Source organism: Streptomyces sp. NPDC031340 (genome assembly GCF_055569945.1).
In genome coordinates, this window is record NZ_JBVIIE010000024.1 from 47,174 (window position 1) to 60,302 (window position 13,129).

Sequence of the window (13,129 nt, forward strand, 5' to 3'; positions counted from 1 at the left end):
GTTCCGCTTGATCGGCCGTGGATCTCCCTGCTATTCCTCCCCCATGACCGTGTATTCCCCGGACGCCACCGACTGGCGCATCCTCGACGTCCTCCAGCGGGAGGGCCGGGCCAGTTTCGCCGAACTGGCCCGGGCCGTCTCCATGTCGGCGAGCGCGGTGACCGAGCGGGTGCGGCGCCTGGAGGAGGCCGGGGTCATCCAGGGCTACGCGGCGGTGGTCGACCCGGAACGGCTCGGCCTGCCGATCCTGGCCTTCGTGCGGCTCCGGTACCCCACCGGCAACTACAAGCCCTTCCACGATCTCGTCGCCACGACGCCGGAGATCCTGGAGGCGCACCATGTCACGGGCGACGACTGCTTCGTCATCAAGGTCGCCGCCCGCTCGATGCGCCACCTGGAGGAGGTGTCGGGCAAGATCGGCGCGCTGGGCTCGGTGACCACGAGCGTCGTGTACTCCTCGCCGCTGCCCCGCCGCCCGCTGGGTCACTGACCGCGCTGCCGCAGCACCGACCCGGATCTGCCCTTCACCACCTCCAGTTGGGCGTGGATGCGGCGGCGCAGGTCGGCGACGTGACTGACGATGCCGACGCTGCGGTCGCGTTCACGCAGGGAGTCGAGGACGTCGAGGACCTCGTCGAGGGTCTGGTCGTCGAGGCTGCCGAACCCCTCGTCGATGAAGAGGGTGTCGAGGCGGACGCCGCCCGCCTCGTCGGTGACGACGTCGGCGAGACCGAGCGCGAGGGCGAGCGAGGCGAAGAACGTCTCGCCGCCCGACAGGGTCGCGGTGTCCCGCTCGCGCCCGGTCCAGGCATCCACCACGTGCAGGCCGAGCCCGCTGCGGCCGCGGCCGGCCCGGTCGTCGGAGTGGACCAGCGTGTAACGGCCGGACGACATGCGCCGCAGCCGCACCGTCGCCGCGGCCGCCACCTGTTCCAGGCGCGCCGCCAGCACGTACGACTCCAGGCGCATCCTGCGCTCGTTCTCCGCCGAGGTGCCCGCGGTCAGGGCGGCCAGGCGGGCGACCCGGTCGTACTCCGCGCGCAGCGGGGCGAGCCGCCGTACGCTCGCGGCCGACCCGGCGGAGAGCCGGTCGAGTTCGGTGCAGCGCCGGGCGGCGGCGTCGCGCGCGGAGGCCGCCTCGCGCAGGTGCTGGGCCGCGGCGGCAGCGGCCCGCTGCGCGGCGGCCAGGTCCGCGGGAGGCTGCCGGGCGGCGGCAGCGGTGTCGGTCTCGGCGAGGACGGCGCGCACCGCGGCTTCCTCGGACTGCCAGGCGTCCAGACGGCGTTGGAGCTCGCGGTGGGCCGCGTCGTCGAGGAGGGCGGCCGCCGCGGCCTGCGGGGTGTCGAACCCGGCGCGGAAGGCGGCGTCGGCGAGCCGGGCGTCGGCGTCCTTGAGCCGCTGGGCGGCGTCCTCGGCCGCGCGGGCGGCGTCGGCGGCCTCGGTGAGCAGCGCGACCCCGCGCTCCAGTTGGGCGGCGCGGGCGGCCACGCTGTCGGCGGCGCCCCGGGCCTGGGTCAACTCCTCCTCCAGCGAGGCCCGTTCGCGGTCGAGGCGCTCCCGGTGGCCGACCCGGGCGGCGGCGCGGACGGCCGCCTCCTGGCGCACGGCGGTGCGCCGCTCGTGTTCGTGTTCGGCGCGCCGCAGTTCCTCGCTCGCGGTGTGCAGACCGGACGCGGCGTCGCGGGCGCGTGCGTAGCGCCGTTCCAGGTCGGCCACCTCGGCGGCGAGCCGGTCCGTCGGGGTGTCACCGGCTTCGGCGCTCGCCGCGGCCAGCGCCTCCCGGACGACGCCGAGCCGGCGCTCGTCCTCGGCGCGCTGCTCGTCGGCGCGCTGGTAGGCGGCGAGGGCGCGCTCCTCCGCCTCCCGGTCGACGTGCCCGGCGACCTTGCGGGCGGGGGCGGGGTGCTCGGTGGCTCCGCAGACGGCGCAGGGCTCGCCGTCGGCGAGGTTCGCGGCCAGTTCGGCGGCGATGCCGTTCAGCCGCTGCTCCTTCAGGTCGAGCCAGTGGGCGCGGGCCTCGGCGGCGCGTTCCCGGGCGGCGAGGGCGCGGGCCTGGGCCGTGTCCGTGTCGCGGGTGAGCTGGTCGCGCTGCCGGGCGGCGCCGAGCCGCCGCTGGGCGGGCTCCCGCTGCACGGCCAGCTGCTCGGCCCGGGTTGCGGCCTCCTGGGCGGCCTCGATACGGCCGTGCAGCCCGGCGCGGAGCTCCTCCCAGCCGGCCAGCCAGGCGTCGGCCTCCTGGAGGACCTCGTCGTCGGCGCGCTCCTGCCGGTCCAGGCCGGCGCGTTCCGCGACCAGCTGGGCGAGCCGCCGCTCGGCGCGCCGGGCCGACTCCAGGCCGCCCAGTTCCTCCGCGCTGCGGCGTGCGGCGGCGGCGAGCCCGGTCGCGCCCGCGTCCGCGTGGCCGTCCGGCAGCAGAGCACGCGCGCGCGCCTCCGCCCCGGCCGCCCGGCGGTGTTCGGCCTCGGCCGCCTCCCTGAGGTCCAGGGCGGGGGCCACCGCCTCGGCCTTGCGGGCGCGCTCCATGCGGTCCTGGGCCTGCCGGTGGGCGTCGGCGTGTTCCTGGAGCCGGGCGGCCCGCTCCCGCGCCTGGGTGAACCGGTCCTGCAGGCGGGCCAGTTCGCGGGCGTCCGCCAGCGCGTGTTCGGCGGCGGCCTGCGCGGACTCCGCTGCCGTGAGGCGCGACCGGGCGACGGTCAGCTGTTCCCGGGCGGTGCTGCGGGCGACGGCCGCCGCGGTCAGGACCGCCGCCGCCAGGCCGGGGTCGCCCGGCTGCAGCGCGGGCAGTTCCATGGCGTCGCCCGCGGCCTGCTGCATCCGGTGCGCGTCGGCCAGCAGCGCGGCGTCCCCGTCGCGCACCTGGGCCTCGGCGGCCCGCCGGCTCTCGGCGAGGCGCTTTTCGACCTCGGCGAAGCGGCGGGTGTCGAAGAGGCGGCCGAGCAGCTTGCCGCGCGCTTCGGCGTCCGCGCGCAGGAACCGCGCGAAGTCGCCCTGCGGCAGCAGCACGACCTGGCAGAACTGCTCACGGCTCATGCCGAGCAGCTGGGTGATCTCCTCGCCGATCTCCTGGTGCGAGCGGCTGAGCTGCTTCCAGGCGCCGGCGGTGGCGTCGTACTCGCGCAGCCCGCTCTGGGCCTTGTCGAGCGTGGTGCCCGACCCGCGTTTCTTGGGGCGCTCCCAGGGCGGCTGCCGGGTGATCTCCAACCGGCGTCCGGCGACGGTCAGTTCGAGGGTGACCTCGGTGCGGGTGCCGGGTGCGGCGTGGTCGCTGCGCAGGGTCAGGCCCTGGCCGCTGTGGCGGGCGCCCGGCACGGCGCCGTAGAGCGCGTAGCAGACGGCGTCGAGGACGGAGGTCTTGCCGGCGCCGGTCGGGCCGTGCAGCAGGAACAGACCGGCCGCCGAGAGCTCGTCGAAGTCGACGCGCTGCGACCCGCCGAACGGTCCGAAGGCGGTGACGTCCAGCCGGTGCAGCCTCACCGCGCCACCTCCCGCACGGCCTCGTCCGCGCGCACCGCGTCGAACGCCTCCCGCAGCACGGCCTGTTCGTCCGCGTCGGGTCGGGCGCCGCGCACATGTGCGACGAAGTCCTCGGCGATCTGCTGGTCGCTGCGGCCCGCGAGCCGCCGGGCGTAGGACACGCCGGGGTCCTCCGGGGGGCGCTCGGGCTCGAAGACCAGGCTGAGGGTGTGCGGGAAGCGCTCGGTGAGCCGGGCCATCGGCTCGGCCGGGCGGACCGGGTCGGTGAGCGTCGCCTCGACCCACGCCTCCTCGTGCCGGGCGAGAGCCGGATCGGCGAGCAGGTCCTCCAGGCGGCCGCGGATCCGGGCCAGCGGCCGGGGCACCGGGCAGTCGACGCGCTCGGCGCCTATGGAGCCGTCGGCGCCCAGGTCGACGAGCCACATGGTCTTGCGGTGGCCGGCCTCCGAGAAGGAGTACGGCAGGGGCGAGCCCGAGTAGCGGACGCGCTCGGTGATGGTCTGGCAGCCGTGCAGGTGGCCGAGCGCCACGTAGTCGACGCCGTCGAAGACCCCGGCGGGGACGGCGGCCACCCCGCCGACGGTGATGTCCCGTTCGCTGTCGCTGGCTTCGCCGCCGGTGACGAAGGCGTGCGCGAGGACGACGGACCGGGTGCCGGGCGCGCGCGTGGCGAGGTCGGCGCGGACCCGGTCCATGGCGGCGGCGAGCACCGCCTCGTGGCCCGCCTTCGCCACCCCGAACTCGTCCTTGACCAGAGCCGGCTCGAGGTACGGCAGCCCGTAGAAGGCGACGTCGCCGTGCGCGTCGGACAGCACCACGGGGGTCGCGCACGCGGACGGCTCGGTGCGCAGGTGGATGCCCGCGCGCCCGATGAGTCCGGCGCCGACGCCGAGGCGGCGGGCCGAGTCGTGGTTGCCGGAGATCATCACCGTGGGTACGCCGAGGGCGGCGAGCCGGTGCAGCGCGTCGTCGAACAGCTCGACGGCGGCCAGCGGCGGCACCGCACGGTCGTACACGTCTCCCGACACGACCACCGCGTCCACCCGGTGCTCGCGCACGGTGTCGAGGAGGTGACCGATGAACTCGGCCTGGGCGCCGAGCATGCCGACCCGGTGGAACGCCCGGCCGAGATGCCAGTCGGAAGTGTGCAGCAGCCTCATGATCCCCGAGACTAACGGCCGGGTCTGACATCACGGACGCGACGGACGCTCACGCTCGTACCGCCCGTCACGATCCGCCCCACCTATGCCTGTTACGCACCTTTTGCCCGCGATCTCAGGCCTCTCTGCCCCCGGATCTCAGGCGTCCCCGTACGCCTCCCCGCCCAGGTGGAACCCGGCCGTCCCGGCGGTCGCGTCGGCCAGCCAGGCGCGGAAGGCGTCCACGTCGGCGTCCGGCAGGCCGATCTCGATGGTGACCTCTTCGCCGTAGCGGACGTCACGCACCTCGCGTCCGGTCGCGTGCAGGTCGTTCTGGACCTTGCCGGCCCGCTGGTGGTCGACGGTCAGCGTGGCCAGCCGGAACCGTCGCCGGGTGATCGTGCCGAGCGTGTCCAGCGCCTCGCCGACCGCTCCGCCGTACGCCCTGATGAGCCCGCCCGCGCCGAGCTTGACGCCGCCGAAGTAGCGGGTGACGACGGCGACGACGTACCGCATGTCGCGGCGCAGCAGCATCTGGAGCATGGGGACGCCCGCGGTGCCGCCCGGTTCGCCGTCGTCGCTCGCCTTCTGGACGGAGGCGTCCGCGCCGATGACGTAGGCCCAGCAGTTGTGGGTGGCGTCGGCGTGCTCCTTGCGCACGGACGCGATGAAGTCCTGGGCCTCCCGCTCGGTGGCCGCCGGAGCGAGGGCGCACAGGAAGCGTGAGCGGTTGACCTCGGTCTCGTGCACGCCCGCGCGGGCGACTGTGCGGTACTCGTCCTGCATCGGACCAGCCTAGTCCGTGGCCGACGGGGCCCCCGGCGGCCACCGGACCGCGCCGGCCGCCGGCCGCCGCCGGCCGCGCTCTGCGGCCGTGAACTCCCGCGAACAGCAGGTCGGTTGCCGATTTCAGGAGCGCTCGCACGACTGATTATGATCTTGTTTCATGACAGCGCAGAACTCTGACAAGTCCGTCTCCCGCAAGCAGAGGCTCCAGGAGAAGCAGCGCCGCCAGTTGGCGGTGGTCGACACGGTGGACAAGGCCGAGGCCAAGGTTCGCAAGGCAGAGGTCGAACTGGCCGTGGCTGTCACCGAGGCGGTGCAGGTGTTCGGCGACGAGCTGTCCGCGTCCGAGGAGCTCGATATGCCGGTCGAAGCGATCCGGCGCTTCCTCGGCATGGCCCAGGAGGACGCGAGCGGCGCCGACAATGCCGCCGGGGAAGCCGCGCCGGCCTGAGGTCACGGCGGAGCGGGCGCGGCCGCCGGCCCACACTGGGGCGGCCGGTCCGCGCAGCGGGTCGAGCAGCCACCTCCCTCACGGCCTTGAGGCTAGCCCTGCTTCTTCTTCCCGCCGCGCTTCTTCTCTCCCCTCGGCACGAGCACCCCGGTCAGCAGCGCCACGCCCGGGGCGAGCGCCTGCCAGTCGGTGCCGTGCCAGGCCAGCACGGCGATCGCGGACGTCGGGAACTTGGTCCGCACCCGCTCCAGCGTGCCGCCGAGGCCGTCCCCGGCGAGTTCCAGCACCAGGTCCTCGAGGCCGGGGTTGTGCCCGATCAGGAGGAGCGTCTCGACCTCGGGAGGCGTCTCGCGCACCGCTTCCAGCAGTTCCGGCACGTCGGCGGCGTACAGCCGCGGGTCGTGGCGCACGGGCGGCGGCGTGCCCCACTGCGCGGAGGCCAGCTCCCAGGTCCGGCGGGCACGGACGGCGGTCGAGCACAGGGCGAGGTCGGGGAGGCAGTCGGCCGCGGCGAGGGCGCGGCCGACGGCCGGGGCGTCCCGGCGGCCGCGGGGCGCCAGCGGACGCTCGTGGTCGGGGACGCCGGCCGGCCAGGCCGACTTGGCGTGCCGCACGACGACCAGGCGGCGCAGCGGGCCCGCTCCGGCGCGCGCGATCACGCCGTGGATCCCAGGTCGCGGGTGAGGTCGAGGCCGAGCAGCCGGTCCGCATAGGCGTACGTCTCGAAGCGGGCGCCGTCCGGCAGGCCCGGATCGCTCTCCACCCAGGCCAGGACGTCCAGCACGGCGGGCAGGTCCAGGTCGTTCTCCCAGGCGGCGCGCAGCCGGCCGCGGACCTCGTCGGGGACCGGCCGGGACGGCCGGCGTGCCCAGGCGGCGACCGCGCCGCGCCAGCGCGCGAGGGTGTCGCGGGCGTCGGTGAGGGCGGCCGCGTCGAGCCGTGCGGGCTCGGTGCGGCGCCGGGAGAGCAGAGCGAGACGCAGCACCGACGGATCGTCCGTGGCCGGAGTGCCGGCGGTCGGGGTGCCGGTTGCCGGGGTGTCGGCGGTCGCGGCGGCGACGGCGACCTGGACGCCGTCGGGCGCCGGCCCCTCCTCCTCCGCCGCCGCCACGTGGATGACCTGGGCCCCGCCCGGGCCCGGGCCCGCGTGGGCACCGTCCTCGAAGGGCCGGATGCCCAGCGCCGCCGCCGAGGCCCGCAGGCCCTCCCGCTCCCCATCGCCCTCGCCCGCCAGCAGCCCCCACACCGGGGTGCCGCCGAGTTCCAGGGCTCGCACCAGCAGGTCGGCGACCAGCAGGACGCGCAGGGCGGTGGTGTCGTGGCCCGGTGCGTGGGCCACGACACGGGTCAGTCCCCGCCGGGTCGGGGTGGCGTCGACGGGTTCGCCGGTCCGGGCGTCGGTGATACGCAGCACGGGGTGAGCGTAGGCGGGCGGGCGGCCGGGCGCAGGCTCCCGCGCGCTTTCGGCCCGGTCGCGGTGCGCGGCGTCCGGCCGGGGCGGTGGTGCGGGGCGGCGCCGTTCGGGTGAGCGAGGGGGGTGAGCGGCGCACCGGGCGGGCGGGGAATCCCCCGGGATCGTGCGCCGTTGTGCGACCGGACAGATCTTCCCCGAGGCACCAGGAGGCCGGCCGTGTACGGCGACGAGGCGACGGTTCGCAGGATTCTCACCGAGCTCGGCGACACCTGGGCGGTGGTGGGCCTGTCGTCGAACCCGCGGCGGGCCGCGTACGGCGTCGCCCAGGTACTGCAGCGCTTCGGCAAGCGCGTCGTGCCCGTCCACCCCAAGGCGGAGACGGTGCACGGCGAGCAGGGGTACGCCTCCCTCGCGGACATCCCGTTCGACGTGGACGTGGTCGACGTGTTCGTCAACAGCGGCCTGGCCGGTGCCGTGGCCGACGAGGCGGTGGCCAAGGGGGCCCGCGCCGTGTGGTTCCAGCTGGGCGTCGTCGACCAGGCGGCCTACGACCGCACCCGCGCCGCCGGTCTGGACATGGTGATGGACCGCTGCCCCGCCATCGAGATCCCGCGCCTGGGCTGAACGGTCCGGCGGCGCCGCACCCCGGCGGGCTGTGCGACGCCGCTCAGTCGTGCGGGGGCCGGCCGCCGAGCCGGTGGTCCGCGACGTTCAGCGCCTCCTCCACCAGGCGGCGCAGATGGCCGTCGCGCAGGGAGTAGATCACCCGGCGGCCTTCCTTACGGGTGTCCACCAGTCCCGCGAGCCGCAGCCGCGCCAGGTGCTGGCTGACCGCCGGACGCGCCGCGCCGCACGCCTCGGTGAGCGTGCCGACGTCGGCCTCGCCCGTGGTCAGGGTGTGCAGCAGGGCGAGGCGGGTGCGGTCACCGAGCAGGGCGAGGAGTTCCGCGGCGAGCGCGTACTGCTCCTCGCCCGGGTTGCGCGGGTGCGCATCATGCGCAGGTGACAGGTGCATGCGTGCGCTCATACGCACATAATGGTCCCGTGGGCGCCCGGCGTCCATTCCCGCGGAACGGAAGGGGACCGGCGTGAGCGACCGACACGACCACCACCGTCACCACCACCCGCACGACCACCACCCGCAGGACCACCCGCAGGATCATCAGGGCCACCACCACGCCCACGACCGTCACGAGCACCACCGGGCCGGTTCCCGCCTGCGCCACCTGCTCACCCCGCACTCCCACCAGAGCGCGGACAAGCTCGACGCCGCGCTGGAGTCCTCGTCCCGCGGCATGCGGGCCCTGTGGGTCTCGCTGGCGGTTCTCGGCGCGACGGCGCTGGCCCAGGCGGCCGTGGTCGTGCTGTCCGGATCGGTGGCGCTGCTGGGCGACACGGTGCACAACACGGCGGACGCGCTGACCGCCGTACCGCTCGGGATCGCGTTCGTGCTGGGCCGGCGCGCCGCCACCCGCCGCTTCACCTACGGCTACGGCCGGGCGGAGGACCTGGCGGGCATCGTGATCGTGCTGACCATCGCCGCGTCCGCCGCCTTCGCGGCGTGGACGGCGGCCGGCCGGCTCCTCGACCCGCGCCCGGTCACCCACGTCCCGGCGGTCGCGGTGGCCGCCCTGGCCGGCTTCGCGGGCAACGAGTGGGTGGCCCGGTACCGGATCCGGGTCGGCCGCGAGATCGGCTCGGCCGCCCTGGTCGCCGACGGACTGCACGCCCGCACCGACGGGTTCACCTCGCTGGCCGTGCTGCTGGGCGCGGGCGGCTCGGCGCTGGGCCTGCGCCTGGCCGACCCCCTGGTGGGGCTGGCGATCACGGCCGCGATCGTGCTGGTGCTGCGGGACGCGGCCCGCGAGGTGCTGCGGCGGGTGATGGACGCCGTCGACCCGGCCCTGGTGGACCGGGCCGAACAGGCACTGCGGGCGGTCCCCGGCGTGCGGGAGGTCGGTGAGCTGCGGCTGCGCTGGATCGGGCACCGGCTGCGGGCCGAGGTCGCGGTGGTCGTCGACGGCGAGGCGACGCTGCGGCAGGCGCACGGCATCGCGGTCGACGCCGAACACGCCCTGCTGCACGCCGTGCCGGGGCTCACGGCCGCGCTGGTGCACGCGGATCCGGCGCCGGCCCCGGGAGAAGCGGACCCGCACCTGCCGCTGGCGCACCACGCGACCGCCTGAGGAGCGAGGTCAGGCCACCCCGAGCCCCTCGGCCAGGACCGCGCCGGGCAGTTCGGTGAACGCCTTGCCCGGCACCAGCAGCTTGCCGCGCCGCCGCCCACTGCCGACCAGCACGTACGGCAGCTCGGCCACGGCCGGATCCACCAGCACCGGCCAGCCCTCGGGCAGCCCGATCGGGGTGATGCCGCCGTACTCCATGCCGGTCTCACCCGTGGCCGTGTCCATCGACGCGAACGACGCCTTGCGGGCGCCGAGCCGGCGGCGCACCACGCCGTTGACGTCGACCCGGGTGGTCGACAGCACCACGCACGCGGCGAGCGTGGTGTCGCCGCCGCGCCGGCCCGCGACCACCACGCAGTTGGCCGACTGCTGGAGCAGTTCCCGGCCGTAGTGCTCCACGAAGACGGCGGTGTCGGCCCATCGCGGGTCGGTGTCGACGTAGACGATCCGGTCGGCGGGGACGCTGCCGCTCCAGTGGCGTACGGCGTCGGCGACCGGGCCGATCAGTTCGCCGAGGGCGTCGGGGGCGGGGGCGGCGTGGTCGAAGTGTCCGATGGGTGCGTCCATGGCGGCACGCTAACAACGGCGGCACGCCAACAGCGGCGGCCCCGGGCCGCTCAGCGCACGGGCGGGACGGAGACAGCCATGATCATCTCCATCGGGACGTCGCCCGTGTTGCCGTAGACGTGCCGGGTGTTCGCCTCGAAGGAGGCGCTGGCGCCGGCCGGCACGCGGTGTTCGGCGCCGTCCACGGTGAGCGTCAGCTCGCCGGCCGTGACGTGCACGAGTTCGACCGTGCCGGCCGGGTGCGGGTCGGACGGGCTGCTCTCGCCCGGCATCAGGCGCCAGTCCCACATCTCCAGCGGGCCGGGGGCCTCGGTGCCCGCGAGCAGCCGGTTGTAGCTGCCCGCGTCGGTGTGCCACAGCCGCACGGCCTGCTCGGCGGGGACGACCCGGACCTTGGGGCCCTGCTCGTAGTCGAGCAGGGTGGTGATGCTGATGCCGAGCGCGTCGCCGATCTTGACGACCGTGCCGATGCTCGGGTTGGTGCGCGCCTGCTCGATCTGGATGAGCATGCCGCGGCTGACCCCGGCGCGGGCGGCCAGCGCGTCGAGGGTGAAGCCGCGCTCGTTGCGCCAGCGCTTGACGTTGCGCGCCAGGGACTGGGTCAGCAGGTCGAGGTCCGACACATTCCGTCCAACTCGTCGAGGCCCATGAGAGCACCACACCCCAGGGCAATATCCTGGATGACAGAGTCCATTGCATTGAACTACGGTGGGGTGCACCCGATCGTGCACCGAACTGTACTGCGAGGCGAGCCGTGACAGCATTCTTCGCCCTGGCCACCAGCCTGCTGTGGGGCCTTGCCGACTTCGGCGGCGGGTTGCTGACCCGGCGTGCACCGGTGCTCACGGTGGTCGTCGTCTCGCAGACGGTCGCGGCGGCGGTGCTCGGCGTGATCGTGGCGGCCACCGGGGGCTGGGGCGAGGCCGGGCCGCGGCTGTGGTTCGCCTTCGCGGCCGGACTGGTGGGGCCGGTCGCGATGATCTGCTTCTACAAGGCCCTCGCCCAGGGCCCGATGGGCGTCGTCTCCCCGCTGGCCACCCTGAGCGTGGCCGTCCCGGTCGGCGTGGGCCTGTGCCTCGGCGAGCGCCCGGGCCTCGTCCAGGCCGCGGGCATCGCGGTCGCCGTCACCGGCGTGGTCCTCGCGGGCGGGCCGCAGCGGCGGGGCACCCCCGTGCGGCGGCAGACCGTCCTGCTCACGCTGGTCGCGGCGCTCGGCTTCGGCGCGGTGTTCGCGCTCATCGCGGAGGCGTCGACCGACGTCACCGGTCTCTTCCTCGCGCTCCTCGTGCAGCGGGTGACCAACGTGGCCGTCGGCGGCACCGCGCTGTACGCCTCCGTGCGGCGGGGCGGCGCGGCGCTGCCGACGGAGGGTTTCCCGTGGGCCTCGCTCCCGGCGCTGGCCTTCGTGGGCCTGGCGGACGTCGCGGCGAACGGCACCTACGCGATCGCCGCCCAGTACGGCCCGGTCACCGTCGCCGCCGTGCTCGCCTCGCTCTACCCGGTGGTCACCGCCCTGGCCGCGCGCGGCTTCCTCAGCGAACGGCTGCACCGGATCCAGGCGGCGGGCGCGGGCCTGGCCCTGGTGGGCACCCTGCTGCTGGCGACCGGCTGAGCCAGGACGTACCGGCTGAGTCGGGAAGTACCGGCTGAGTCGGGACGTACCGGCTGAGTCGGGAAGTCAGGACTCCGCGTCCAACTGCGCCAGTCTCGCGGCCGTCTCCTCGTCCAACTCCGACAGCGCCAGCAGCTGTTCCGGCGTGACCCCGTCGGGGATCGGCACCGGCGGGGGCGTCCGCAGCGGCGGCTGCCAGCCGTCGGCGGCCGTCCAGCGCCGCACCACCCGCGCGGGCGCCCCGGCGACCACCGCGTGGTCGGGCACCACGCCCCGGACCACCGCGCCCGCGGCGACCACCACGTTCCGCCCGATCCGGGCGCCGGGCAGGATCACCGCGCCGGTGCCGATCCAGCAGCCCGCGCCGATCTCCACCGGCTCCATCCGGGGCCACTGCTTGCCGATGGGCTGGTGGGGATCGTCGTAGGAGTGGTTGGTGGACGTCACGTACACGTACGGCCCGAAGTAGCAGTCGCTGCCGATGGTGACCGTGGTGTCCGCGATGACGTGGCTGCCGCGGCCCAGGACGACGCCGTCGCCTATCCGCAGGATCGGCTCGGGACCGAGGTCGAGGTCGGGCATCAGCCCCGCGGTGAGGGTGACCTGTTCGCCGACGATGCAGTGGGCGCCCAGGTGGATCCAGGGTTCGCCGAAGACCGTGCCGAGCGGGAAGGCCAGTCTGGTGCCGGTCCCGATCGCCCCGAAGCGGAACCGTCCCGGGTGCTGCGCGGTGACCGAGCCGGTGCGCTGCACCCAGGCCCAGCCCGCATGAACGGCGCGCTGCGCCAGTCGGCGCCGCCATGATGAGAACGTGTTCTTGCGCATCGGCACGGGGTCACGGTACTCAGCGCGGCGAGCCTTCAAGAGGCCGAGGCCCTGTGATCTTCACCCCACCGGATGGCGTAGCGTGCGGGGGCATCCGACGACGAGGAGAGGGCGATGACGCACAAGGCGTTGGTCACGGGCATCGGCGGCCGGGAACCGAAGATCGACCCGGAGGCGTTCGTAGCGCCCACCGCGTCGGTGATCGGCGACGTGACCCTGGAGGCCGGGGCGAGCCTCTGGTACGGCGCGGTCGCGCGCGGCGACGTCGAGCGGATCTCCGTCGGGGCGCGCAGCAACGTCCAGGACAACTGCACGCTCCACGCCGACCCGGGTTTCCCGGTCACCATCGGGCAGCGGGTGTCGGTCGGGCACAACGCCGTGGTGCACGGGGCGACCGTCGGTGACGACTGCCTGATCGGGATGGGCGCGACGGTGCTCAACGGCGCGGTGATCGGGGAGGGCTCGCTGGTCGCCGCGCAGGCGCTGGTGCCGCAGGGGATGCGGGTGCCGCCGGGTTCCCTCGTCGCGGGGGTGCCGGCGAAGGTCAGGCGCCCGCTGACCGAGGAGGAGCGAGCGGGCGTCACCCTCAACGGGACGCTGTACGCGGACCTGGCGGCGGCGCACCGAGAGGTGCACGACAAGCCGTAGGTCCGAGCACTGAAGAGCCGTGGGCCC

General features: G+C 75.2%; 15 protein-coding genes. 6 read left to right on the forward strand and 9 right to left on the reverse strand.

Going from position 1 to position 13,129, the window contains the following annotated elements:
• Positions 1-43: 43 nt before the first annotated feature.
• The gene (locus tag ACZ5GT_RS20135; RefSeq protein WP_360753437.1) at positions 44-490 is read left to right on the forward strand and encodes an Lrp/AsnC family transcriptional regulator; all 447 of its coding nucleotides are present in this window, start codon (positions 44-46) and stop codon (positions 488-490) included.
• Here the strand turns inward: ACZ5GT_RS20135 and ACZ5GT_RS20140 are convergent.
• The 3 genes from ACZ5GT_RS20140 to ACZ5GT_RS20150 form a co-directional block, all read right to left on the reverse strand.
• Entirely contained in the window at positions 484-3,474 is a 2,991-nt protein-coding gene (locus ACZ5GT_RS20140) for an AAA family ATPase (RefSeq protein ID WP_469025996.1), read from the reverse strand. The genes ACZ5GT_RS20135 and ACZ5GT_RS20140 overlap by 7 nt on opposite strands.
• Complete coding sequence (locus ACZ5GT_RS20145; RefSeq protein ID WP_469026004.1) at positions 3,471-4,634, reverse strand: exonuclease SbcCD subunit D; 1,164 nt, start codon at positions 4,632-4,634, stop codon at positions 3,471-3,473. Before ACZ5GT_RS20145 ends, ACZ5GT_RS20140 begins: the two co-directional genes overlap by 4 nt.
• A gap of 138 nt (positions 4,635-4,772) precedes the next feature.
• Entirely contained in the window at positions 4,773-5,399 is a 627-nt protein-coding gene (locus tag ACZ5GT_RS20150) for a YigZ family protein (protein ID WP_469026008.1), read from the reverse strand.
• 160 nt (positions 5,400-5,559) lie between these two features.
• On the opposite strand from ACZ5GT_RS20150, the gene ACZ5GT_RS20155 reads away from it, so the two are divergent.
• Positions 5,560-5,850 (forward strand): hypothetical protein, encoded by a 291-nt coding sequence (locus ACZ5GT_RS20155; RefSeq protein ID WP_469026011.1) that lies wholly within the window; start codon positions 5,560-5,562, stop codon positions 5,848-5,850.
• 92 nt (positions 5,851-5,942) lie between these two features.
• Here the strand turns inward: ACZ5GT_RS20155 and ACZ5GT_RS20160 are convergent, their stop codons facing one another.
• Both ACZ5GT_RS20160 and ACZ5GT_RS20165 read right to left on the reverse strand, forming a co-directional pair.
• Positions 5,943-6,509: a SixA phosphatase family protein gene (locus ACZ5GT_RS20160; protein ID WP_469026016.1), complete on the reverse strand. Its 567-nt coding sequence runs from the start codon at positions 6,507-6,509 to the stop codon at positions 5,943-5,945.
• The gene (locus ACZ5GT_RS20165; protein WP_469026020.1) at positions 6,506-7,264 is read right to left on the reverse strand and encodes a hypothetical protein; all 759 of its coding nucleotides are present in this window, start codon (positions 7,262-7,264) and stop codon (positions 6,506-6,508) included. Before ACZ5GT_RS20165 ends, ACZ5GT_RS20160 begins: the two co-directional genes overlap by 4 nt.
• A 216-nt stretch (positions 7,265-7,480) precedes the next feature.
• Here ACZ5GT_RS20165 and ACZ5GT_RS20170 point away from each other — a divergent pair, with 216 nt between their 5' ends.
• Positions 7,481-7,888 carry a CoA-binding protein gene (locus ACZ5GT_RS20170; protein WP_469026023.1) on the forward strand — a complete coding sequence of 136 codons (408 nt, stop codon included), beginning with the start codon at positions 7,481-7,483 and terminating at the stop codon, positions 7,886-7,888.
• A 43-nt stretch (positions 7,889-7,931) separates the two neighbouring features.
• Here ACZ5GT_RS20170 and ACZ5GT_RS20175 read toward each other — a convergent pair whose 3' ends face one another.
• On the reverse strand, positions 7,932-8,291 hold the full coding sequence (locus ACZ5GT_RS20175) for an ArsR/SmtB family transcription factor (protein WP_469026026.1): 360 nt from the start codon (positions 8,289-8,291) through the stop codon (positions 7,932-7,934).
• A 61-nt stretch (positions 8,292-8,352) separates the two neighbouring features.
• Between ACZ5GT_RS20175 and ACZ5GT_RS20180 the strand changes: the two genes are divergently transcribed.
• Positions 8,353-9,450 carry a cation diffusion facilitator family transporter gene (locus ACZ5GT_RS20180; protein ID WP_469026029.1) on the forward strand — a complete coding sequence of 366 codons (1,098 nt, stop codon included), beginning with the start codon at positions 8,353-8,355 and terminating at the stop codon, positions 9,448-9,450.
• A gap of 9 nt (positions 9,451-9,459) precedes the next feature.
• On the opposite strand, the gene ACZ5GT_RS20185 is transcribed toward ACZ5GT_RS20180, so the two are convergent.
• Positions 9,460-10,017, reverse strand: coding sequence for a YbaK/EbsC family protein (locus ACZ5GT_RS20185; protein WP_469026032.1), 558 nt, complete (start codon positions 10,015-10,017; stop codon positions 9,460-9,462).
• A 50-nt stretch (positions 10,018-10,067) separates the two neighbouring features.
• Positions 10,068-10,640 carry an XRE family transcriptional regulator gene (locus tag ACZ5GT_RS20190; RefSeq protein ID WP_469026036.1) on the reverse strand — a complete coding sequence of 191 codons (573 nt, stop codon included), beginning with the start codon at positions 10,638-10,640 and terminating at the stop codon, positions 10,068-10,070.
• A 131-nt stretch (positions 10,641-10,771) separates the two neighbouring features.
• Here ACZ5GT_RS20190 and ACZ5GT_RS20195 point away from each other — a divergent pair, with 131 nt between their 5' ends.
• A complete protein-coding gene (locus ACZ5GT_RS20195; protein ID WP_469026040.1) occupies positions 10,772-11,629 on the forward strand; it encodes an EamA family transporter in 858 nt (285 codons plus the stop codon).
• Positions 11,630-11,695: 66 nt separating this feature from the next.
• Here ACZ5GT_RS20195 and ACZ5GT_RS20200 read toward each other — a convergent pair whose 3' ends face one another.
• Positions 11,696-12,460: an acyltransferase gene (locus ACZ5GT_RS20200; protein ID WP_469026048.1), complete on the reverse strand. Its 765-nt coding sequence runs from the start codon at positions 12,458-12,460 to the stop codon at positions 11,696-11,698.
• 108 nt (positions 12,461-12,568) lie between these two features.
• Between ACZ5GT_RS20200 and ACZ5GT_RS20205 the strand changes: the two genes are divergently transcribed.
• On the forward strand, positions 12,569-13,102 hold the full coding sequence (locus tag ACZ5GT_RS20205) for a gamma carbonic anhydrase family protein (RefSeq protein WP_469026054.1): 534 nt from the start codon (positions 12,569-12,571) through the stop codon (positions 13,100-13,102).
• The last annotated feature ends 27 nt before the right edge of the window (positions 13,103-13,129 follow it).